Origin of the sequence: Prosthecobacter sp., from assembly GCF_044227185.1 — a bacterium.
GTDB lineage: Bacteria > Verrucomicrobiota > Verrucomicrobiia > Verrucomicrobiales > Verrucomicrobiaceae > Prosthecobacter.
Genome location: NZ_JBGAFO010000007.1, coordinates 402,180 through 423,914, shown reverse-complemented (window position 1 = coordinate 423,914; position 21,735 = coordinate 402,180). Strand labels below are relative to the sequence as shown.

At 57.8% G+C, this 21,735-nt stretch carries 16 protein-coding genes and 1 pseudogene; 10 read left to right on the top strand and 7 right to left on the bottom strand.

Annotation, left to right across the window (positions count from 1 at the left end):
* Positions 1–32 precede the first annotated feature (32 nt).
* Positions 33–395, bottom strand: coding sequence for a hypothetical protein (locus tag ACILSQ_RS18400; RefSeq protein WP_395745113.1), 363 nt, complete (start codon positions 393–395; stop codon positions 33–35).
* A gap of 565 nt (positions 396–960) precedes the next feature.
* On the opposite strand from ACILSQ_RS18400, the gene ACILSQ_RS18395 reads away from it, so the two are divergent.
* The 3 genes from ACILSQ_RS18395 (at position 961) to ACILSQ_RS18385 (ending at position 3,122) form a co-directional block, all read left to right on the top strand.
* The gene (locus ACILSQ_RS18395) at positions 961–1,857 is read left to right on the top strand and encodes an ArdC family protein (protein WP_395745112.1); all 897 of its coding nucleotides are present in this window, start codon (positions 961–963) and stop codon (positions 1,855–1,857) included.
* Positions 1,854–2,057, top strand: coding sequence for a hypothetical protein (locus ACILSQ_RS18390; protein WP_395745111.1), 204 nt, complete (start codon positions 1,854–1,856; stop codon positions 2,055–2,057). The genes ACILSQ_RS18395 and ACILSQ_RS18390 overlap by 4 nt, the downstream gene beginning before the upstream one ends.
* 255 nt (positions 2,058–2,312) lie before the next feature.
* Positions 2,313–3,122 carry a prepilin-type N-terminal cleavage/methylation domain-containing protein gene (locus tag ACILSQ_RS18385; RefSeq protein WP_395745110.1) on the top strand — a complete coding sequence of 270 codons (810 nt, stop codon included), beginning with the start codon at positions 2,313–2,315 and terminating at the stop codon, positions 3,120–3,122.
* Positions 3,123–3,129: 7 nt separating this feature from the next.
* On the opposite strand, the gene ACILSQ_RS18380 is transcribed toward ACILSQ_RS18385, so the two are convergent.
* From ACILSQ_RS18380 to mobF, 3 genes are read right to left on the bottom strand one after another with little or no spacing between them, the layout of a single operon-like run.
* Positions 3,130–4,431, bottom strand: a complete 1,302-nt coding sequence (locus tag ACILSQ_RS18380; RefSeq protein WP_395745109.1) for a hypothetical protein — start codon at positions 4,429–4,431, stop codon at positions 3,130–3,132.
* Between the two features lie 6 nt (positions 4,432–4,437).
* Complete coding sequence (locus ACILSQ_RS18375; protein ID WP_395745108.1) at positions 4,438–4,854, bottom strand: hypothetical protein; 417 nt, start codon at positions 4,852–4,854, stop codon at positions 4,438–4,440.
* A gap of 6 nt (positions 4,855–4,860) precedes the next feature.
* Complete coding sequence (gene mobF, locus ACILSQ_RS18370) at positions 4,861–8,118, bottom strand: MobF family relaxase (protein ID WP_395745107.1); 3,258 nt, start codon at positions 8,116–8,118, stop codon at positions 4,861–4,863.
* Positions 8,119–8,442: 324 nt separating this feature from the next.
* Between mobF and ACILSQ_RS18365 the strand changes: the two genes are divergently transcribed.
* Positions 8,443–9,978, top strand: coding sequence for a type IV secretory system conjugative DNA transfer family protein (locus ACILSQ_RS18365; RefSeq protein WP_395745106.1), 1,536 nt, complete (start codon positions 8,443–8,445; stop codon positions 9,976–9,978).
* 28 nt (positions 9,979–10,006) lie between these two features.
* Positions 10,007–10,891, top strand: a complete 885-nt coding sequence (locus ACILSQ_RS18360; protein WP_395745105.1) for a J domain-containing protein — start codon at positions 10,007–10,009, stop codon at positions 10,889–10,891.
* Here ACILSQ_RS18360 and ACILSQ_RS18355 read toward each other — a convergent pair.
* Positions 10,880–12,052 (bottom strand): replication initiator protein A, encoded by a 1,173-nt coding sequence (locus ACILSQ_RS18355; protein ID WP_395745104.1) that lies wholly within the window; start codon positions 12,050–12,052, stop codon positions 10,880–10,882. The two genes, ACILSQ_RS18360 and ACILSQ_RS18355, sit on opposite strands and share 12 nt — an antisense overlap.
* Positions 12,053–12,492: 440 nt before the next feature.
* Here ACILSQ_RS18355 and ACILSQ_RS18350 point away from each other — a divergent pair.
* From ACILSQ_RS18350 to ACILSQ_RS18335, 4 genes and pseudogenes are all read left to right on the top strand, one after another.
* A pseudogene (locus ACILSQ_RS18350) lies at positions 12,493–12,573 on the top strand (prepilin-type N-terminal cleavage/methylation domain-containing protein); the annotation flags it as partial.
* Between the two features lie 21 nt (positions 12,574–12,594).
* The gene (locus tag ACILSQ_RS18345; RefSeq protein WP_395745171.1) at positions 12,595–13,290 is read left to right on the top strand and encodes a hypothetical protein; all 696 of its coding nucleotides are present in this window, start codon (positions 12,595–12,597) and stop codon (positions 13,288–13,290) included.
* Between the two features lie 53 nt (positions 13,291–13,343).
* A complete protein-coding gene (locus ACILSQ_RS18340; RefSeq protein WP_395745103.1) occupies positions 13,344–14,075 on the top strand; it encodes an AAA family ATPase in 732 nt (243 codons plus the stop codon).
* Complete coding sequence (locus ACILSQ_RS18335) at positions 14,068–14,460, top strand: hypothetical protein (RefSeq protein WP_395745102.1); 393 nt, start codon at positions 14,068–14,070, stop codon at positions 14,458–14,460. The genes ACILSQ_RS18340 and ACILSQ_RS18335 overlap by 8 nt, the downstream gene beginning before the upstream one ends.
* A 327-nt stretch (positions 14,461–14,787) precedes the next feature.
* Here ACILSQ_RS18335 and ACILSQ_RS18330 read toward each other — a convergent pair whose 3' ends face one another.
* Together ACILSQ_RS18330 and ACILSQ_RS18325 are read right to left on the bottom strand one after the other, a co-directional pair.
* Positions 14,788–15,369 (bottom strand): hypothetical protein, encoded by a 582-nt coding sequence (locus ACILSQ_RS18330; protein ID WP_395745101.1) that lies wholly within the window; start codon positions 15,367–15,369, stop codon positions 14,788–14,790.
* Between the two features lie 39 nt (positions 15,370–15,408).
* Positions 15,409–18,930, bottom strand: a complete 3,522-nt coding sequence (locus ACILSQ_RS18325; RefSeq protein WP_395745100.1) for a DEAD/DEAH box helicase — start codon at positions 18,928–18,930, stop codon at positions 15,409–15,411.
* A 147-nt stretch (positions 18,931–19,077) separates the two neighbouring features.
* On the opposite strand from ACILSQ_RS18325, the gene ACILSQ_RS18320 reads away from it, so the two are divergent.
* Positions 19,078–21,732: a DEAD/DEAH box helicase gene (locus tag ACILSQ_RS18320; protein WP_395745099.1), complete on the top strand. Its 2,655-nt coding sequence runs from the start codon at positions 19,078–19,080 to the stop codon at positions 21,730–21,732.
* The last annotated feature ends 3 nt before the right edge of the window (positions 21,733–21,735 follow it).

Sequence of the window (21,735 nt, the reverse complement as noted above, 5' to 3'; positions counted from 1 at the left end):
ATTCACACTCGTTGAGCTGTCAATTGTGCTCGTTAGGTAGCTTTGCCCTGTTTGGCTCCCAGTACAAAATTGGGCAGCAACTCAGGATCATCCCATGCCGCCGTGTTCCGGTCGCCCCACTTGTTGAGTGATGCCATGAAGTCTGCGTTATCAAGACTGGCCAGCACGGTGTAAACCTTGTCCACGACTTCTTTCATCAGCGATTTCATTTCATCGTCGCTGATGCGGCTGAGTTCCTTCCATGGAATATCGCCATGGGGAGTGACAACTCGCACGTCTGAATAATCTCCTGTCTCTGACCGCGCCACCTTTCCTGTATGCAGATCCTCAATAGAGGTATTACGCACACAAGCCAAGACGATTGATTTAGCCAGACGCTTTGCCTGTTCTTCCATATCAAAGGTGATTACCAGATTGCTGAGTGTAGTGCAACAGGGTGTCTGAATTCGGGATTGTGCATTTAAAGGGAAAGGACTTTCCCTCGCCGCTACATTCTGTGGGCGGCTACCCATTCTAACGGGAAGTGTCCCGTAACGCCCTCGCCTGCCGCGTGACGCCATTCGTCCCGCCTTCAGCATGCTTTGAGGAGTCAAAGCGCGGCGGGCCGAACCACGTCACTGCAAGCCCCAGAAACACCGAAGAAAGCCGGACAGCTACGCTGCTGCCTAACCCTCCGCTTCGCTGCCGGCTTCTTCCGTGTGAATCCTGCTGCCAAAGGCAGTCATAAACGCCGCTCGCCTGCTTCGCTGCTCAGCGGCTTTGGTGCCTTCGGTCGTGATTCCGTCAAGGGCATCCAAAGGGGTCCCCAAATTGTCCTCTCTCGTGCCTCGCTGCGGGACTTTGGGGATGCCCCTCCTTCGGAGCCTCCCTCTGACTGCCTCCCGTTCCTCCGGCTTTGGTCACGCATGTTTTGCGCGCGCCTGAGTGCTGTTCGCGAAAACGCTAACCAGAGGAAACTATATGAAGCAAGACATCTACCAACAGGTCACAGACCGCATTATCAGCCAGCTAGAGCAAGGGACCGTCCCTTGGAAATCACCCTACTTTTCAAAGGTGGGGTTCCCCCGCAACTTCTCAACAAGCAGAGCCTATCATGGCATTAACGTCTTTCTGCTTGGAAGCCTGCGCTACACCTCGCCTTACTTCCTGACCTTCATTCAGGCCAAGGAGCTTGGCGGCCATGTGAGGAAAGGCGAACGCGGCTCCCTTGTTGTCAAATACGGCACCTACACAAAGCAGGAGGACGAAGCACCAGCACAAGGAGACGAAAGCGCCGAAACCCGCCGCTTTCTGAAGGCTTACACCGTCTTTCATGCCTCGCAGATTGAAGGAATTGAATTCCCGCAGCCTGAAAACCTGCCAGAGCTTACCATCACCGAAAAGACCGTCCGTGCTCGCGAGATTGTTTCAAGCATGCCGAATGCTCCGGCCATACGTGAAGGAAGCGCGGTTCCCTGCTACCGGCCACAGACTGACAGTGTCAACATGCCAGAGCGTGGCTTTTTCGAGAGTGAAGAAGCCTATTATTCAACGCTGTTTCACGAACTGGCACACTCGACAGGGCACGCCTCACGCCTTGCCAGAGCTTCCCTGCTTGAGAACAAGGGCATTGAAGCAGAGGGCACAGGCCGCAAGACCTATGCCGAGGAAGAACTCGTTGCAGAAATGGGCGCTTCCTTCCTGAACGCTCACGCCGGCATCATGGAGGATGAAATCAGCAATTCAGCCGCCTACCTGCAAAGCTGGATTGATGCCCTCAAAGGCAAAGACGCGAAAGGCTGGATCATTCGCGCCGCATCGCAGGCGCAGAAGGCAGCGAACTACATCCTGAACATTCAGCCGGAGGTTCTGCCATGAGTGCCCACGATAAAGCATTGCTTGCCCTCTCTGATGCCGAGCTCATGGAAACAGCAGACCTCACCGACGCGGAATTTGACGAGCTGGAAAGCCAGCTCGCAATCCGCGCTGGCTGCATGGGCTGGACTGGCGACCCCATGCGCCAGCCGCTAGAATCTGTGGCCGCGACTGTGCGAGGCATCATCTCCAGGCGCTCATAGAGCGCATATGGTGACGCCTCCAAGGGGGAGGCGTCACTTTGGGCGCTAACGTTCGCTGCGCTCACTTTGCGGTTTCGTGATGTGCCCGCCCTGCCCTCCCTTGTGGTTGCCGCCTGTCGGCGGCGTTATGAACCCAATGCGAGTCGTCGAGGACGTGATGCCACGATTGCTGGCGAAGTGAAGCTAATGCCCGTTCACAAGCGCCATTGCGCTTGTCTTTGATTTATCAATCTGTTATGCAGGCATCAAGGAAGGATGCAACGCATGAGGCAGAGAAGTGGTTTTACGCTCGTTGAACTGTCAATTGTGCTTGTCATTATTGGCCTTCTCATCGGCGGCATTCTTGCCGCGCAGAGCATGATTGGCACTGCTAAAATCAATGCTCAGGTTCAGCAGATTGGGCAGTTCGATGCCATGGTACTGAACTTCAAAGAAAACTATCACTACCTGCCGGGTGATGCCCCTGCTTTTGGTGGTGACGGAGATGGGGTTATTGCAGGAACAGCATCAGGTGGATACAGGGGGGATTTTACTACTTTTAGCTGTGAAATCGGAAATTTCTGGAATAATTTGATGCCTGAAAAATATAAAGGGGCGGGAGCCTGCATCCAACCTGGTATCGCCACACAAACTAACGGATTATTAATGGCCGCGCCCCTTGCAAAATTGGGCTCTGAAAATTCTTTTTTTATAGCATCTGCTATTGGGCTTTATGCTAGCTGCCTAACCCAGACTTCACAAAATTATTACGCTATACTTAACGCTTCACAGGGAAAATTTGCGAACGGTGGCACTGGCTGGTATGCATTTGATACCACCACTTCTTCCAACTCCTCATTGAAGCCTGTTGATCTACTTGCACTAGATTCTAAAATGGACGATGGGCTTGCTAATAGCGGTTATGTTCTATCAGGTAGTATTGGTAACTGCTACTCCAACTTGGGCGGAATTAATTCAACCCCTCTCGCCACCTGCTCATCTGGTGCAAGGTACGACCTAACTCATGATACTTACGAATGCACCCCTCTTATCCGTATTGGCGGCTCAGTCGGAATTCCACAGTGAGGAGTGATTACCTTCCCCACATCTCCACCGCCTGAATTCTCCCCACAGGTTGATTGAGTTTGGCAATCTCACGCAGTTCTGTGCCGTCCGTTTTCATTCTGAACAACGCATTGCGGGTGGCGAAGACCACCACACCAAGCTCGCGCATCAATGCCACCGGAGCCGACTTGTCGTAGCCGACCGGATAGGGTTCTTCCATCACCCGCTGCGGTTCACTGCCAATGGTTTTGAGCCAAGTGCCGCGAAGCTTCATGTCCGGAATCTCCCGTGAAAAAATAAATGTGTCGTCGTTCACCCATGCGAAGTGATTCCCCTGAATATCCACTCGTTCGGCCTTCTTCGTTTTCAAATCCACCTGCACCTGCCCGCTGCTCCCGGCGCACAGGACATACCGCCCATTAAGCGACGGCATGGAAATCCGCTGGCAGTCAATCGGCAGAGCTATCGCCCCGATCTTGCCCGAGCTGCGGTCGAAGATTCTCAACGTCTTGCCACTGAGAATCGCGCAAGCTTCATTGTTAAGCCACTGATAATCGGAAACCCTGCCTGTGGTGTTGGGGAACATCGCTGCCTCAGTCTTGTCGATGTCGAAGACAAAAAGCTGTCCTTCTTCCTCGCCGAGCATGATTTTGCAGTCCGGCGAACGTCGTTTCATGTTGTACTGCAATGGCAGTTTCATCTGCTTCAAATCACCCGTGCTCAAATCCACGCGCAGCAGCTTGTTCTGTTGGTTGACGAGGCAGGCCTTTTCAGAAGCAAGTGGCAGATTTGCCGAGAAATACGGGGCGCTGAACTGACCGTAACGGGTGGCCTGCCGCTCGTTTACAAACTTGAACGCAGTCCAGTCAATCCCGGCGACCCAGATGTCACCGTCCTTCACATACATCGCCTGGCTGCCGTCATTGGTGAATGCGGGGGGCGTATCAACGCCCATCACTCCGTCCTGCTTGCCATCCAGCCCGAATCTCATTATCCCACGTTCCGCCTGCACCATCAGGTTCCTGCTTTCAGGATAGTAAAACACGCGCAGAGGAATGCCCTTCAGCCAGTTTTTAAAAAGCAGCTCGCCAGTGCTTATGTCATAAAGGTCACTGCCCACCAGGGCCAGCCAACCCAGTTTGGCAGGGAGCGCATCAGCCTTGGCTTTGGTTGAAGCCACTAAAGCAGGAACAGGGCCTGTCTTTGTGCTCTCCTTATACGGTGCCGGTCGCTTTAACCACCACCATATGCCAAACAACCCCGTGCTCAGAACCACCACGCCAAGCGCGATGACATATTTTGGGAACGCCTTGAGGATGCGCCAGTTCATGTGGGTTTAGTTAGAGTCAGGTGTTTCCTCAGCAAATCCCTTCGGCGGTGTAATGCTGATTTCTTCAATGAAGCACTCGTTGTCCTTGTGGTCCTGAAGGCCACTATCAGCCTCCCTCACCCAGGCAACGCGCTTGTTTTTGACGCCCAGGAAAAGCGGTCGCAGGCCACGGCCTTTGATCGTGATGAGGAATCCGCCGATTTCCAGATCAATGCAGCCGCTCTCGGGGTCATGGTTGAACCACAGCAGATCCGCGTAGTTAAAGCAGGTTTGCAGTCCGTTGCGGAACTGCAGCTCCAGAAAATTTTCCTGCAACCCTTCGGCCATCAGAATGGAGAAGAACTTGTCGCCGTCAGGCGTCACTTCAGCGGGCTTTTCAGCCGCCTGCCGCTTTTTCAGAATTTCATCAATCTTGTCAGCCATGGTGCCTCATTTCTTGATGACGGGAGGAGGCGGAGCCGCCTGCTTCGTCTGGGTTGCTGTTTTTGATTTAACCTGTGCCGCGTCAGGTTTCTTCATACTGGCGGCCTTTTCCTTTTTGGAATGAGCCGCCGCCCGCGACGCATTGCTTTGCTGCACGGGTTTTACTGTCGCCCTGCCCATCTTGACCGTTTTTTCCTGATCTCCAGGCGCAGACTTGCCGCGCACTTTCTCAGCCACTTTTTTGAAATGACTGGCCGCTGACTGGTAAGCCTTCGTCTGCCGATCCTGACGTTTTTCAGGAGCTTTCGATACCACCGGCTTTTCCTTGGCCGCCTCCGCCTTTTTGGCCTCATGCGATGCTTTCAGCTCAGCCACCCTTGCCGCCGAGTGCTGGCTGATCTTGGGCCTTGTAATGCCTTTGCTCTGACCGCCTTTCCGAGGTGCAGCAGGATAGCCCTTGGAGCGGCTTTTGCCGTCTGGTCCAGCCAGCTTGCGGCGCATTTCGACATAACCCTTCCAGTCGATGACCTCGCCGGTTTTGCGCGGCTCAACCTTGCGATGCTCAGTGAGCTGCTTGACGAAGGTTTTCGCGCCGTCCAGCCCCTTGCGGCTCTGAACAGCCTCCCGCCATTGTTTTGCCCCCAGTTCGCCGTTCATGAAATTGGATAGTTCTTTCGGGGTCAGTTCCGCCAGTTCAACGCCGGACATCCGAGTGGATGTGTTGCCGACCGCCTGCTGTAATTCGTGGCGGTTGTCGGTGTAAATGCGAATGGTTTGTTTGCCACGGCTGCACGATACATAAAATTGTTCACGGGAACTGGCAAGGAACGAATCCGCGCTTTGCGCCACCAGCACATCGCGGACGCTCCTGCTCTGGCTGGAATGTGAGGTCTGGCAGTAGCCATGCGCGATATGGCCGTGGTTTGCCGGAAGAATTGCCCCATTGCTGAGGACGATTTCGCCCTTCCTGCCAAACTTCTCCACAGTCAGGAGGTTGCCATTGTTCAGGCGTTTACCGTTCGTGCTCTCGCCGTTTCGGGTGATGCGGATGCGATCCCCTTTTGCCAGGCCAATCTCGCGCTGCTCATAAACCAAAAACTTCGAGGCATCCTTTAATGGCAGCGTGCAGAGTTTCCCGACCTGATTCTGAACACGAACAGTTCCGTCCTCGCCCTGCCCCAGCACCTTGAAAATCTCGCCGCGCTTCACGCCTTTGGCATTTTGGTGGAACTGAACTACCAGACCTGCGCGGTAGTTCTCGGGAAGCTGCCGCTCCGCTTCCTCCCACTGCATATTCTGGTATTGAAGGAACCGCTTTTCCGCGCCGAGCTGTCCCGCCTCCCGTCGAGCCTCACGAATGGCATTCGTGACCTTGGCGCTCTCCGCGTGAGTCGGGGAGACGACCAGGGGGAAATCACCCCGTCGGCCCAGGGCAATAAAATCAGCCGCCAGTTCCCGGTAGCGTTGATCTTCATCGGCGATCTCAATAAAAGCTCCAAGACTGTCCAGACGCCTGAAACCACTTCTGAGGTCGCCTTTGCTGATGGCCTCGATGGCCTTTTTGTAATCCTCGACCTCCTGACGCCGGATCTCCGACACTTCAGCGACCCGAAGGCCAGCATGTTGTTGCAGGATGCGGAACGCATCACCCCTCGCCACTGGCGCATGCTGCGCGGTATCGCCAGTCAGGATGACACGGGTCGAAGGCCCGGCTATTTCCATGATGTACCACAAATCACGGGTGCCGAGTAGGCCCGCCTCATCGATCCAGATGACCTGCCCGCGAACCTCCTGCTGCAGCTTTGTATTGAGCATCAGATGGGCAACCGTATCAGCACCGGCAAATCCCGCTTCCCGGAGAGTTTCCCGCGAAGCGACGGCAGAGGGAGCAAAGGCGAACACTTTGAGCCCCCGCGCCTCAATGGCTCCCACAGCATCCTTCATAAGAGTCGTCTTGCCCACGCCTGCCCCGCCGCGAATTGCCATCACCTGATCGCGGCTGGTGAGCAGGTGCCTGACCGCTGCCCGCTGTTCTTCGGAGAGCTTTTCAGAAAATGTAAGCCTGCCTTTGCCGCCTAGCGGCATGGAAGAATTCCGGCCAGCACGGACAAAGGCCAGAAGGGCGATTTCTTCCGCCAGTACATCTACCGAGGTGCAAAGATGCTCATCGCCGATCTTGCGGCCAATCAGTTGCCGCCGCTCGAATTCAGCCTTGATGGCTTCCGGCGATGTGTGGCCTACCCCGTGGCGGAGTGCCGCCGCCAGAATGTGGCCGCGCTCCACCACCGATTGCCGCTCGAAGAGTTTTGCAATGGCGTAATCCACAGCCTGAGCGGCGGTTACTCTTTCGGCCCCGCCCTGCCCGCGATCATAGCAAACCTTTGAAATCTGCGCCTTTTCATCATCCGTGAGCCGGACACTCCACGCCGCCAGAAGTTCTGCAAACGTCATGCCATGCCTCTTCCCCTCCCGGCTCGCAGCCCCAAGAGCATCTTTTGCTTTGGCATCTTTGACCCCCATTTCATCGGCCAGCCGCTCAATCTGAGCGGTGCGCCGCGAAAACTTGGCAATGACACTGGCGGGCATCCCCTTGATTTCCCAGCCGCTTTTCCGGCGCTCAATGACATAACCCTGCGCCGTGAGACTCGCCGCCAGCCGCGCATGAAACGCCGCTTCGGCATAGTGCGCCTCGCGTTTGATGGCCCCAAACTGCGCCGCTTTCCATCGCGCCTCCGTCTGGTCGAAGGTCGCGTTAAAAGTGAAGCAATGGACGTGCAGGTGCGGATCGGGAATGCCCCCGACTGGCCGCGAGGTGAAATGCACAAATTCCGCCCAGGCCAGGTTGCCAGTGACGCGGTTTTCCTGACTGCCTTTCCGCCGGATTCGTGTCTCGGCCCGCGCCTCAAGCTCCGTCATGGTCTCGGCAACAGCCTGCCGGAACGCCGTCAGGACATCCTTGTCCTGGGTCATTGCATAAAGGACTGAGAGACTTTTTGGCGCGTGGAAGTTGAGGTCATATCCAACCCGGCGACCCTCCTTCGTGCGGGGTGTCAGCTTCTCTCCGGTGAGTGGATGCCGGTTCTCCACCAGCGCCGCGAACTGCTCCCGGTCCACCTGCCCGGACAGCCCAAGCAGGCTGGCAGCCTGGCCATGCCACTTGCCTACCACCTCCTGTTTTTCGGAGTAGTAGTCTTCGCGTTTCAGACCTTCCGCATAATATTTGCGGGCGGCTGCCGCGCTGGTATGCGCCACAACTCTGAGCATCGGGGGGCATTGTACCACATCTGAACCCCTGAATCCATATTCGCCGATTACCCGGCAAAACTTGCCTGCTTGCGAGCTGCCTAGTGAGCCAGCAAGGCAGCGAACTTGCCACCTTGTCAGGTTGCGAGCTAGCAAGCTGGGAAGGCGGCTCCCGAGCAAGTTTGCCGTCTAGCAAGGCGGCTACCAAGCTAGGAAACTAGCAAGCTAGCAACATAGCAATTTGATCTTCAGACATCTCCCCTAAGCAGTGCTTAGGCTGTCTTTTTGCTCGCCGCAGAACGGCTGCGCGGCTAGCTTGAAGAGTCCCCGAACGCTCTCCCCCTCATGGATGAATTCAGCCTCGCCAAGCGTCCCCAACCTGCCCCGGCAGGACAACGAAACTGGCCCGACGATGACGAAGCTCTCCTGGAACTGAGCGCAGACGGCAAGACCAGCAGGGCCGAAAACTACTGGTGCCTGAAAGATGCTTTTGAAGGTGTCCAGATTTTGGGAGCTACCGGGTCTGGCAAATCATCTGGCAGCGGGCAGGCGCTCGCCAAGGCGTTCATGGAGTCCAATCTGGGCGGGTTGGTTCTGACCGCCAAGAACGATGAAGTGCTGTCGTGGAAGCGTTACGCCAGAGCCGCAGGCCGTGAGTCAGAATTGCTCATTGTCGGTCCCGGCTCCCCCCACCGTTTTAATTTCCTGCGCTACGAACTGAAGCGGCCTGGAACAGGGGCAGGGCACACCGAAAATCTCGTGAACTTGTTTTGCAGCGTGTTGGAGGCCGCCGAGCGAAAACAAGGGCAGGGTGGTGGCAATGATGCCTATTGGCAGCGCACTCTGAAGCAGCTTCTGCGCAATGCCATCGACCTCGCCGTGCTGGCGCTCGACGACATTGACCTGCCTTCTCTCTACCGGATCATCACGTCAGCTCCGCGCAGTACGGACGAGGCGAACAACACCGACTGGCAGAAGAACTCGGCCTGCTTCGCACTGCTGGAAGTGGCGGCGGCAAAAACCCACGACAAGGGCAGGGCGAACGACCTGGAGCTGACGCGGGGCTTCTGGCTGCGAGAATTCCCGTCCCTTGCCCCGGAAACCCGCTCCGTCATCGTCTCCACCTTCACCAGCATGGCCGATTGTTTTCTCCGTGGACTGCTGCGGGATCTGTTCTGCACCGACCTCACCTTTACCCCTGAGGACACGTTCAACGGCAAGATCATCATCCTCAACCTGCCGGTGAAGGAATTTAATGAGCTGGGGCAGTTCGCCCAGGTACTCTTCAAGTTCATCTGGCAGCGGGCCGTGGAGCGAAGGATTTCTGCGGGCATGAGCCGTGAAGCGGCCCAGGCCGCAGTGCGTCCCGTTTTCCTATGGGCCGACGAATCACAGTTCTTCGTCAATTCCTACGATGCTCTCTTTCAGAGCACGGCTCGCAGCTCCCGCGCCTGCACCGTTTACCTGACCCAAAACCTCCCAAGCTATTTTTCCGCTTTCGGCGGCCACAACTCGCGCTCCGACGCCGAGAGCTTTCTTGGGAACCTGCAAACCAAGATTTTTCACGCCAATGGCGACCCCACGACGAATAACTGGGCAGCAGATTCCATCGGCAAAACCCGGCAGGCCACGTTTTACGGTGGCCTTTCCGAGGCGATGGCTCGCGGAGCCGGAGGACTCAGCCAGAACGCCGGGGGCAGCATGGTCGTTGAGTATGTTGTGCAGCCACAGGAGTTCACCATGCTGCGCACGGGCGGTGCAGAATCGGACTTCATGGTGGATTCCATCATGTTCCAGGGAGGGCGGCGCTGGCTCGCCACCAAGAAGGGTGAGCCAGTCGCGCAGAACTTCATCCGGCATGTCTTTTCGCAAAAGGCATAGGGCAGGGTAACGCTAAGCAGAACCACACATGAAGGACCGGCAAATTCAATCGACAGGAGCACAGCCGAGCGTTCCCATCCTGAGCCCCATCCTGCACTGGCTGGCAATGCCGGCCATCGTGTTCCTGCGCTCCGGGTTCGGTTTCTCTTTCCTCAGCCCCAAAGTCGTGTTTCTCGCCTTTGTCTGGGCGCAGCTTCTGTTCTCGATCTACGCGTGGACGGAGCAGGGCGCCTGGACCAGATATTGGGCCGTCGCGGGCTTCGGTCTTGTCGCTGCTGCATTGTATCTGCTGCACCTCCTGTTGGCCTTTTCAAGGGAAGTGGGCAGGCAGGGAAAGCACGATTTCTATTCAGGGACCTCGCACCTGCTGCGGCTCCCCGGCTTTAGCCAGCTTCGCGGCAACCCTCGCTCTGAACTCATCGTGCATCTCTGGGTCGAACCTTTTCTGGTTTTAACCTCAGCAGCTATGCTTCGGGCCTTTTTCGCAGAACACAGTCTTTCAGCATGGCTGCTCCTCGTGGCCGCTGCCATGTGGCTGAAGGAGTTCATCAATTTCTGGTATGGCCTCCGTTCTGAGAAAAAGCATGAGGACATCATCGAAGATGCCGAGGAGAAAATGCCAGGGAGCGGCGCTGCTGAAGTGCCATTGCCAACGGCAGGAACACGCAAGCCACGAGCGAAGCGACCTCCCCAGACAACGGTAGAAGCGCAGGAGGCGAAGGCTTTGGAGTTCCGCTTTGCAGAGGTGCTGAGGCTGATGCCGCCATATTCCCTGGAGCAGGCCGAACAGAATTACCGCTATCTCATCAAAGCCGTCCATCCCGACCCGAATAACGCTGACACAGGAACCACGGAAAAAGCTGCGACTTTGAATGAGGCCATCGAGTATTTTCGGCAGACTCTAGGCGGCTGATTTGCGGCCCTTTGTCTCGATGCGAACTGAATTCACAGGGTGCCCCATCGAATGCCATGCTGATTCCAGCTTGTGCTTGAAATTGTTTTCTACCCAGTCAGCCACGAATTTTAGGTTTGTGCGATAGGTGAGGGTGCCGTCCACCAGTTCGCCAAGCTGCAACTTTTCCAGCCACGCTTTCACCTGGTCTGTTCCTATTTGTTTGCGCATGATTTCCAGCACGTTCTCCCATGCTTCCTCAAGGGGTGAACGTTCGATAAGCACGAGCTGCTTCTCCTGAACTGGCATCTCCTTGGCTTCAATCGCGGCACGCTTTTCTGTACGCTCCATGAGAAGCATGTCTTTGCCTTGAGTCGAACTCACTTTCTCCAGTCGAAATCCGGGAAGGTCATTTTTCTGCACCAGCTTTCTGAGCGTGCTCGCATAGTGCTTGTACTCCTGTTGAGATGCCGATTTCTGATACAGGCTCTTGAAGGTCTCTTTCCATACGCCATTCGGCCCGCCCGTGGCTTTTCTCGCGTAGAGATAAAGCCAGCGCTCAACACCGCCAGGAATTTCAAAATATTTTTTGTCGAGGGTCAGGACATGGAACCCCTGAATGCTTTCAAACAGCCATTCAGCAAGAACCACTTCGATCCCGCGAACCTCACCTTGTTCCTCAGTGATTTCCCATTCAGAAATCCAGGAGAACTGACGGATGCGGTTACGCTTTCTTTTCGAGGAGTCAGAGCGAATCGTGGTCTGAATGCTGGTCATTTTGAGACGGTGCAGCGCATCCTTGAGCCGGTTGTATGCCGTGCCATGCGGAGCAATATTGAGCCACGCAAAAAATTGATATGGCGTGAAGTGAATCCGGCGTGAAGGCTCCATTCCAAGGCGTTTCGCGTCAATCCATTGCGAAATGGCAAAGATAAGCAGATCCTGATCGTAAATCGTGGCAATGCCATGCTCTGAACTGCCTGTGATGCGCACGGTTTCTGTCTGCCCCGTTTTGCTGTCCACGTATTCGTGTTCAATCGGTTTCGTTCTGCCGGGTGTCAGGCTGAACCAGTTTCGGGCCATCAGGTCGATTTGATCCTTGGGAGTGATGTCAGCAGTGGAGGCTGCGAATCTCGCAAGGTCTTGATGTTCTTTGATTCCGCCCTCTATCATTCTGCCCATGACTTCGTCTTATCAGGTTTCGGCCCGAAGTACAATATCGTGGTGCCAGCGACCTTTTGAAGGCTTTTGAGGTGTGACATTTATGCTATCGTCATGCCAGCGACCCCTGATAACGTGGGGCGAACGACCATATCGGGGCATCAGCGACTAACTATCGTGGGGGCAACGACTTTGGCATCGTGGGGGCAACGACCCATTATCGTGGGGCAAGCGACTTCAACAGCCCTCAAGTTCAAGCAACCAGCGCATCCTCAGATCCTTAAACCTTATTTAAACAGTAAAGAATAAAACACTTAAACCCGTCGGCAGCCGACGCGCCTTTTTGAGAGGCTCGTCTGCCGACGGCAAGTTTGACAAAACAGCATCGGTTCTATTCCGATCAAAAGCGCCCCGAAGCTTGTCTTTGATTTATCAATCTGTTAAGCAGACCTCAAGGGAGGATGCAACGCATGAGGCAGAGAAGTGGTTTTACGCTCGTTGAGCTTTCCATTGTGCTTGTCATAGTTGGCCTTTTGATCGGCGGCATTCTAGCCGCACAAAGCATGATTAGCACCGCCAAGATAAATGCTACAGTTCGCCAGATTGGGCAGTTTGATGCGATGGTGGCGAACTTCAAAGAAAACTATCATTACCTCCCTGGTGATGCTCCTGCCTTTGGGGGTGATGGGGATGGCGTTATTGACACCACGGCCAATTGCGGGTGGGATGATTTTGGCGACGCAAATGTTTGTGAAATAGCAAATTTTTGGCATGCGATGGCTCCCGATATATATGCTGCGACAGCTTGTGGTGCTTTTGGTGCACCGGTTTTTACCAGTGGTCCCTCACGTAATGTTCCAGCGTCACGATTAGGCCGTGCCAATTCGTTTTTCATCAGTCTTCCTCTAACATTAGATCAATTTCATGCCGACAAGTCGCGCCATCAAAACTATTACGTTATTTTATCCCCACTCCAAGTTGCCAATGATACATGGCATCATTTCATTACGAGTATAAGTGCAAACGCTGCGCTAACGGCGCGTGACATGTTATCTTTGGATAGTAAAATTGATGATGGATATGCAAATTCAGGCAGCTTTGTATCAGGAGCCATCGGCAACCGCGGTGATGGATATGGCGGGATAATATCATCTCCACTCTCGACATGCAGCTCGGGTCCAAATTACGACCTCACTCATGACTCCGAGGAATGCACACCGCTAATCCGTATCGGCGGCACAACCGGAGACCCGCAGTAGAACAGGTTCAAGAAAGCTAGCTTGCTAGCTAGCAAGCCATCCAGCTTGCTGTGTTGCAAGTTTACAACCAGCTCAGAGAAAATGAACCTGTGGGGCAGGGCAAAGGTGAGCATTTCCACCATGCTTTGAATGATGTGTTTATCCTGCATCAAGGAGCAGGAATGATTTACGGACTCACAAATTCAAAGGGCGGCGTCGGCAAGACAACCATTGCTGTTCACCTTGCAGCATGGCTCGCCAAAAAGAAACGCACTGTCATCTTCATTGATGCAGACCCTCAGTCTTCGGCTTCACAATGGATTCAGGAGCTCGGCCTTCCCATCACCTTGGAGAAAATCGACTCACCGGAAGACATAATTCATCGGGTCTCCAAACTGGCGACTGATGCGAATGACATTGTCATTGACGGCCCCGCAGGGCTTTCAGCCACAACCAGAGCAATCATGCTCCGCGCTGATCGTGTATTTTTGCCATGTGGACCGTCTATTCTTGATCTCCGCGCCGCTTCCAAAGCCGTGCAACTCCTTCGCGAGGCCCAAAAGACCCGCAAAGGAAAGCCTACAGGTTCTCTCATTCCCAACAAGCTCCAGAAGCGCGGACGTCTGAGCCGTGAAATGATGGCCGCCGCCAAAAAGCTTGGCGTTCCTATGCTGGCAGGACTTTCGATGCGCCAGAGCTTCGCAGATGCCGCAGGACAGGCCAAGGTTGTCTGGCAGATGGGGGCAAGTTCACTTCTGGCAGCACACGAGATGCAACAGCTCATGAAGGAAATGACCCGTGGTTAAACGACGCTCACTCGACGATGCGCTTTCACCAGAGGAACAGGCATTCCTGAATAAGGGCATGCCTGCGGAGCCCATGTCAAAAGCAAAACCGAAGCCAAAACCAAAACAAACCACGAGGAAGGAGGAACCACCAATGGCCAAACCAGCATTGAAACAAGAATTCATTCCGCAAGCACCTATGCCAGCACCCGCAATCGGGGCAGGGCAGTCATTCACCATGGCAGGAGTGGTATCCCTGAACGTCCGCATTGAGCCGGAAATCAGCACCGCGCTACTCAGGGCTTCGATGGAAAGGAAAATCCAAAGGCTCGATCCGTTCACACAGCGCGACATCGTGGCCGAGGCTCTTGCTTTATGGCTCAAAGCCAACGGCTACCTGCAATAGCTCACACATCACAATCGATTTCAGAGCCGATGCAGCATTCGAAAATCGGGTCTCTATTTTTCACGGTCCTTTTCTACGGTCGAACGTGAAAAGGGGGCAAAACCGTGAAAAGCTGTGCAAAGCCGCACCTGAATTAATCTGCTGATTTTCAATCAACTGATATGTTTTGCAAAACTGTGCAAAACCACGCAAAACGCCATTCTTGAATTATGAGTCCCCTGCTCTAACCGTTGAGCTACAGGAGCGTGCGCACGGAGGTGGGCGAGTATGCACCGCAGGGGAGTTGCGGCAACTGGTGGTCTTGACTAAATGAGACTGGGGCAGATCTCACGGGGGTGCGGTTTTCCCAGGCTGCGGCGTGGGATCAGCTGGCGCCGAAATGGCAGGCGGCGCTGCTGAAGGCTGTGGCTGCACGAAAAGCGTTGCTGTCATTCCCCAAATTCCGATGGCCACGGGAACAGCAAAATCGAACAAGGCGCGGAGCGATGAGATCGCGGAGCTCACCGCATAAGGAACATTGCGAAACTGGACGCTGAGCTCCTCCTCAACGGCCTGATGCAGTTCGGAGGCCGCCTGCGAGGCCTTGCGTTCGTGACGCGCGCGAGTGGCCGCGCGCATGGCGTTCAACCAGGCGACGCGCCAGGCCACGAAGTCGGATGCGGCGTAAAGAACGAACGCGACCACGAAGTAACCAATGACCCCTGCCAAAGCGCGGTAGAGCATTTTTTGGTCGGTGAAGGAAAAATCGATGCCAAGCGCGGAGATCTTTGAGGGCACGAAGCCGGTTTTGGCGACGATGATGCCGATCGTCGAAATGCCGAGCAATGCGGTGCGCTCCTTTCGTGAGACCTCGGTCAATGGGTCCCGAAGACGAATCTCTGTCGGGCTCAAAGGGGGCGACTGACTCATGATGCGGGGGAGATGACGATGTGGGAGCGGGCGAGGACTCTACACGCTGCGCTCCGCCTCGATGTCGAAGAGGAAGTCGAAGTCCTCCTTCTGCAGGAGGCTGGTGAAGCCGCCTTCGCCGAGGACGTTGCTGACCATGAGGTTCTTCTTGTGCTGAAGGGTCATGATCTTCTCCTCGATGGTGCTCTTGGTGAGCATGCGGTAGGCCATCACCGGCTGCGTCTGACCGATGCGGTGCGCGCGGTCGATGGCCTGGTTTTCCACGGCGGGGTTCCACCATGGATCATAGAGAATGACGTAGGAGGCGGAGGTGAGGTTCAGACCGGCGCCACCAGCCTTCAGAGAGAGCAGGAAGACGCTGGCTTTTTCATCCTCCTGGAAGGCCTTCACGATGCCCGCGCGGTCTGTGCTGGCGCCGGTGAGCCAGTGGTAGGGGAGGCCCAGCTCCTCCAGCTTCGTACGGATGATCTTCAGCATGGAGACGAACTGGCTGAAGAGCAGCACCTTGTGGCCCTCGGCATTCAGCTCCTGAATGAGCTCCAGCGTGGAGGTGAGCTTGGCGCTTTCTTCGTTTTCCGCGGATTTGTCGATGAGGCCCGGGTGGCAGCAGATCTGGCGCAGGCGGGTGAGGGCCTGGAGGATGGCGAAGCGGCGGCGGTTCACCATGTCAAAGCCGGAGCTGTTGAGCACCATGTGCTGCGCGCGGGCGAGCTCTTCCTTGTAGAGTTCGGCCTGGCGGCCGCTCATTTCGCTGAGCAGGTTTTCCTCGCTGCGGGAAGGGAGGTCGCGGGCCACCTGAGCCTTGGTGCGGCGCAGGAGGAAGGGGCGCAGGCGCGCGGCGAGGCGCTCCGAGGCGCGCGGGTCTTTGCGGCGGTCGAAATGGCGGTGGAAATAAGCGCGCTCTCCCAGCGCCCCTGGCGTGGCGAAGGTCATGAGGCTCCAGAGATCGAGCAGGCGGTTTTCCAGCGGGGTGCCGGTGAGCACGAGGCGATTGTCCGCACGGAGCTGGCGCGCGGCTTTGGCGGCCTTGGAGTCGGGGTTTTTGATCTGCTGGCCTTCATCGAGAATGGCAGCCAGCCAGCGCACGGCGGCGAGTTCGCCATCAAAGCCGCGGAGCTGCGCGTAGTTCATGACGACCACATCGATCTGGGTCATGACGAGGTTCAGATCAAAGAGATCGCGCTCATGCAGCACGAGCACGCGAAGGTCAGGAGAGCCTTTTTTGAACTCGAGAGCCCACACATCGAGCACGGACTTCGGGCAGACCACGAGCACGGGCAGGTGGGGGCCGTCCGCTTTTTTGCGCGAGCGCAGCCAGAGCACCCAGGTGATGGCCTGGAGGGTTTTGCCGAGACCCATGTCGTCTGCCAAAATGCCGCCGAAGCGGTTCGAGGTGAGGTAGGTGAGGAAATGGAAGCCATCCACCTGGTAGGGGCGCAGGGTGACGTTCAGCCCTTCGGGGACCGGCGGGCGGGCATCGAGCTTGGCCTCCTCCATGCGCTCAACGATCTTGCCCCAGGCCTTGGGATTGACGATCTCCGCGGCATTTTCCTGCGCGAGCTGGCGCCAGTGCATGCGGTGGGTTTCGTCGCTGTGCTCGTTGAGGTCGATGCCGAGGCGGTCCAGCATTTCCTGCTGCTCCTCGCTGAGCTCCAGCTTCACACGGCGCCAGGAGCCGTCTGCGAGACGCACGAAGTCACCCTTGGCGGCGATGAGCCGGCGGATGTCCGCGGGCTTGAGCTCCATGCCTTCGATGTCAAAGACGAGGCGCAGGTCCAGCCAGTCGATGCTGCCTGCCTGTGTGGCCTCCAGGCGCACGCGGGCGATGAGCGGATCTGCCAGGATGGTCTGCAGGCTTTCGTCTGTCTTGAGGTGAACATTGTCGGGCAGGTGCGCGGCCCAGCCGTGAAACATGTCCGGAAAATCCTTCGCCATGCGCACGCGCCAGGCATCGTTTTCCATGTCCCAGGTGCGGCGGAGCTGGTTCATGAGCTCCTCGGCATCGCGCAGGGCGCGGCGGTCGCGGCAGACGATGGCGTCGTCTGCTTCAGCCGTTTTTTTTTCATCCACAGGCTGCCAGCCGGAGAAGCGCAGGGTCTCGCGCACACGGCCCTCGGCATCCACGGCATCCGCCTTGAAGGTGACAAACTCCGCGCCGCTGGTGCCGGAGGTCTTGGCCAGGCAGGCGGCGGAGATGTTCACATGCAGGTCCTCATGGCGCACGCGGCTTTTGATGGCGTCCGGCACGGGAATGTCGATCTCGCGCATGAAGGCGATGCCCTCCGCGGTGGCGAGGGCCTCCAGCGGCATGAGGATGCCGGAGTCGATGCGGGACTCATCGTGCAGCCACACGGGGCCGCGGAAGAGTGTGTCGGCACTCAAGTAGAAGGTCTGCACGCCGCGCAGGATGCGCAGTGGCAGCGGGGCGGGGGTGCCGTCTGCCGTTTCGAGCTGCAGGGTGAGATTCAGGCCGTTCGGGCTCAGGCGGGTGGCCCAGCGGAGGGGTTCTGCCACGCGCTGAAATGGAGCCTCGTCCAGCGTGACGATGCGCTCATTGAGCGCGGACTGCTGGAACAGCGTGGCAAGCCACTGGGCGTGGTGCTTGGACTCCAGACGGAAAGAGTCATTCCAGTCTTCCTCGCTCTGGCCCAGGCAGGAGACGAGGAGCAGCTCGGAGTTGCCGGAGGTCACGATGCGGCCATCCCGGTGCTCCCGGCGGAGGTTGTCCAGCAGAGCGGCATCCACCGTAGTGTAGGGGGAGGGCGTTTCGCCTTCCAGACGAATCTGCAGACGCGCGTCATTGACCGTGACCAGCAGGCGGAAGTCGCACTGGCGCGGCGGCTGGCGGTGGGTGTGGCGGTCGTCCTGGCGTGAGTCGATGAATTCGCGGATGCGCTTCTGCCAGGTGGGCACGGTGCTGGCGTGGCGCCACTCGCGCAGGGCCTCGCGCGTGCCTTCGACATCGCACATGCCGCGCAGGAAGACGGGGACGGCCAGTCCCTTGTCTGCGAGCGCGAGCGCGATGTAGTTCCAGAAATCACGCAGGGACTTGGGTGTCTCCGGCCACAGCGTCAGTGGCTCCACGGTCTGGATGGCCCAGCGTGAGTGCAGGCGCACCATGTCCTGGTCAAAGATCTTGCCGGTGAGGCGCACGCGCTCGTAGCGCTTCTCCACCTTGCTCAAATAATTCTCTTCATCCGGAGTGAGCTGGCGGCCCAGCTTCGTGCTGAGCTGATGCTCGAAATCTTCCTCCTCCACCGGAGTCATGGGCAGCGTGCCGCGGGCCTCGCGGCGCTGCAGCGCCACCAGCGTGGTGCAGAGGGCGAGATTTTCCAGCGTGTCGTCATCGTCCACGTCTGTCTCGCCATGCCAGCCGCGCTCACCACGCAGCCAGCGCACCTGGGCGGAGCGGTCGTCCAGCCGCACCTCGGCCATCATCTCGTCCTCCATCAGCTCCAGCCCGCGCACCGCGTCGTCATCCACCAGACGCTCCGCCTCCTGGCGGGTGCGGGCATCAAACGGGCGGAGAAGGACGGGAAGATCGGTGATGAGGCTGGACATGCGTGTGGGGAAGGCCCCGCACGGGTCAGCGGCGGGGGAACCGGAACGGTAGCAGGCCTGGCCCTCTTGGAAAGGGCCGCTACGCTGTTTTTTTGGCGGGCGTGATCGCGCCTTGTGAACAGCCCGGGACTCGTCCAGAAACAGGGCATGCTCGCCCCGGCCATCACTCCCGAAGGATTTCTCACCTGCGAAGGCGGCGTGGAGTCGGCAGCGGAGAGGAAACTCGCCGCGGCGGGCACCGCCGGGGCGATTTTGCGCGTGCTGAGCACCGAGCTGCTGACGGCCGAGCTGGAACCGCCCTGGCGCTGGCTGCGGGAGTATGGGCAGCAGTTTTTCACCCGGCTCTGCCAGACCAGGGACGCCCTGGGCACCACCGTTCCCACGGTGGGGGAGCGCAGTGCTTTGCTGGCCGCAGCACCGCCTTTTGCCGGCGCGGAGTATCTCACTCCGGACGTTCTTGAGCGCTGGTGGCTGGATCTGGCGCAGGACATCGCGCAGAGAACGGCCACGCAGGGCGTGGAGGCCTGGCTGCGGGAGGAGTGCCCGGTGTGGCATGTGGTCGGGCGCGTGACCTTCCACCTCGCGGAAAACAAGACCGACACGCAGCGACCCTTTGCCTTTCTGGCCACCTTTACGGAAAAACTCAGCGCCACGGGGCAGCCGCAGCACCTGCCGCTGGCGCGCGCCCTGCAGCTGTATGCCGGGCAGCAAAACCAGACCGCGCTGAACGCCCTGCTGGCTCCGGTGCGCACGGCGGCGGAGAAATCCAAACTCCTGCGCGAGTGGCTGGAGACGAAGCGGCTCTTTCAGCCGATGGCGATGTCTCCGCAGGAGGCCTTCCGTGTGCTGCGGGAGACGGCGCTGTTTCAGGAGAGCGGCATTGTGATGAAGCTGCCGGACTGGTGGCGCAGCGGGAAGGGGCCGCGCCCGGCTGTGGCGGTGACGATTGATGCGCCGAAACAAACTTCGCTGCATGCCGGGACGCTGCTGAAATTCAAAATTGAGGCCAGCATGGATGGAGAGCCTCTGACCGATGCGGAGTGGGAAAAGCTGCTGAGCGCGGACACGGGGCTGGTATCATTGCGCGGCAGATGGGTGGAGGTGGATGGTGCCAAGCTCCAGCAGGTGATGTCCCACTGGGAAAGAGTGCAGCATGCCGCGGGTGAAGGCGGGATCGGCTTTCTCGATGGCATGCGGCTGCTGGCGGGTTTTGATCCACGCCAGGCGGCGGTGGAGGAGGAAGGCACGGAGATGGTGCATGACTGGAGCGACATCTTGGCTGGGAAAAACCTGGCCGCTGTGCTGGAGCGGATGCGTGACCCTGCGGCATCGCCCCCGCCGCCAAACCTGCTGGCCACGCTGCGGCCGTACCAGATTAAGGGGTTTGCGTGGATGCAGTTCATGACGCGGCTGGGGCTCGGCGCGTGTCTGGCGGATGACATGGGGCTGGGCAAGACGCTGCAGGTGATCGCGCTGCTGCTGGCACGGCAAAAGGAAACGAAAGCACCGGGGCTGCTGATTGTGCCGGCCTCGCTGGTGGGAAACTGGAAGGCGGAGGTGGCGAAGTTTGCGCCGGATTTGAGGCTCTTCATGGCGCATCCTTCGCAGACCGCGCGTGAGGAGCTGGACTTTGCGATGAAGCGGCCTGCGGAGGCTTTGCACGGATTTGATGCGATGCTGACGACGTATCAGTTTCTTCAGCGCACGGAGTCATGGCAGCAGCAGCCGTGGAGCATCGTGATTCTGGACGAGGCGCAGGCCATCAAGAATCCCGGCAGCGCCAGCGCCAAGGCGGTGAAGAGGCTGGAGGCGCCGGCACGAGTCGCCCTCACCGGGACGCCGGTGGAGAACCGGCCCGGTGATCTGTGGAGTCTCTTCGATTTTCTCAATCCCGGCCTGCTCGGTGGCTCCGCGGCCTTTGCCGATGCGGTGAAGCGCTGTGCGAAAAGCAGCGAGGGCTTTGCACCATTGCGGCGGCTGGTGCAGCCCTACATCCTGCGGCGCATGAAGACGGACAGGAGCATCATCAGCGACCTGCCGGACAAAATCGAAACGAAGGCCTTCTGTGGTCTCACCAAGCGGCAGGCCACGATATATGCGAAGCTGGTGGATCAACTGGGGAAGATGCTGGCGGATAAAACCATGGAGCCGATCAAACGGCAGGGGCTGGTGCTCGGCTTTCTGCTGAAGTTCAAACAGATCTGCAACCACCCCAGCCACTGGAATGGGGACGGTGCGTGGAATCCGGAGGACAGCGGCAAGTTTGCCCGCCTTTCCGAAATTTGCAGCGAGCTGGCCGAGCGCCGTGAGCGGGCGCTGATCTTCACGCAGTTTCAGGAAACCTGCGATCCTTTGGCGCGATTCCTGACCACGGTCTTTGGCAGAGAGGGGCTCATTTTGCACGGAGGCACTGCGGTGAAGAAGAGGCCGCAACTGGTGGAAAGCTTTCAACAGCCTGGCGGGCCGCCCTTCATGGTGATCAGTGTGAAAGCGGGCGGCACCGGGCTGACGCTCACGGCGGCGAGCCATGTGATTCACTTTGACCGCTGGTGGAACCCCGCGGTGGAAAATCAGGCCACCGACCGTGCCTTCCGCATTGGCCAGAAGAAGAATGTGATGGTGCACAAATTTGTGTGCCAGGGGACGATTGAGGAGCGCATCGATGCGCTGATTGAGGAGAAAACGGGGCTGGCCCACGACCTGATCGGCGGGGATGGCGGCGCTGAGAAAATGCTGACGGAGATGGGGGCGGAGGAACTGCTGGATTTGGTGAGGCTTGATGTGAACTCTGCCGTCGTTTAAAGG